Raw genomic sequence first — 895 nt, 5'->3', positions numbered from 1 at the left:
CTCAAATCATCATAATTGGCTCTCAAATCATCAATAGACACTAATGGCTCATGCAAATCACGATGAAGAGCAGAATAATGGGCATCATTGCAATGATAGATCGTGTCGTTTTCTAAAATCGTTTTAAAAAAATCCAGGATCTTTTCAAAGCTCAAATTTTGGTAAAAATAAGCTTTCCCATCAATGGTGTTCAAAGGGTTTTCATAGAGCATGTCTAAATAAGCGTTTTTGTGCGTGTGCAAGTATCTCACATAATCAATCGCTTCATCAAAGTTTTTGAAATCATGCACATTCACAAAACTCTTAGGGTTAAAATCTTTCGCCACGCTAGGACTCCCCCAATAAATAGGGATAGTGTGGCTGAAATACGCGTCAATGATTTTTTCAGTAACATAGCCATAGCCTTGCGAGTTTTCAAAACACAGATTGAACTTGTATTGGCTTAAAAACTCGCTCTTGTTTTCAACCTTATAGCCTAAAGTGTTTCTCACGCTCCCTCCCCCAGTAACCGGCTCTATAGAATTTAAAGCGTCATAAAAAGCGTTCCTTTTAGGAGCGTTAGGATTGCTTGCGACAAAACTGGCAAACCCTCTTTTCAAAGGATCGATCTCATTATTGATGAGCGCGCATAAATTAGGGTGGTTTTCTTTAAAATGGTGGGTGGGTTTTTTTAAAGCATAAAGGCTGTTATTTTTGAGTTTGTAGGGCACGGTGGTGTCATTCACGCTCTCTGCTTTATGGTGTAGTCTATCATAATATAAAGGCATTCTCAAATAACGATTGTTAAAATCCAATTCATCAAAGCCTATAGCGTAATCAAAGAGGTTGAAATTAGGGACTTCGTTTTCACCGGTATAAAACACTCTTTTAGTGTTTTGATAGGATAGGATTTTTC

1 protein-coding gene is annotated in these 895 nt (G+C 37.4%); it reads right to left on the bottom strand.

All coding sequences use genetic code 11. The features are described 5' to 3' along the window. A partial coding sequence (locus QT74_RS07875) for a glycosyltransferase family 10 domain-containing protein (RefSeq protein ID WP_033765926.1) occupies positions 1–895 on the bottom strand: 895 nt, incomplete at both ends.

The organism is Helicobacter pylori SA213A (assembly GCF_000476275.1).
GTDB lineage: Bacteria > Campylobacterota > Campylobacteria > Campylobacterales > Helicobacteraceae > Helicobacter > Helicobacter pylori_CL.
Note: the sequence above shows the minus strand (reverse complement) of the source record. Positions and strands in the feature narration are given on the sequence as shown.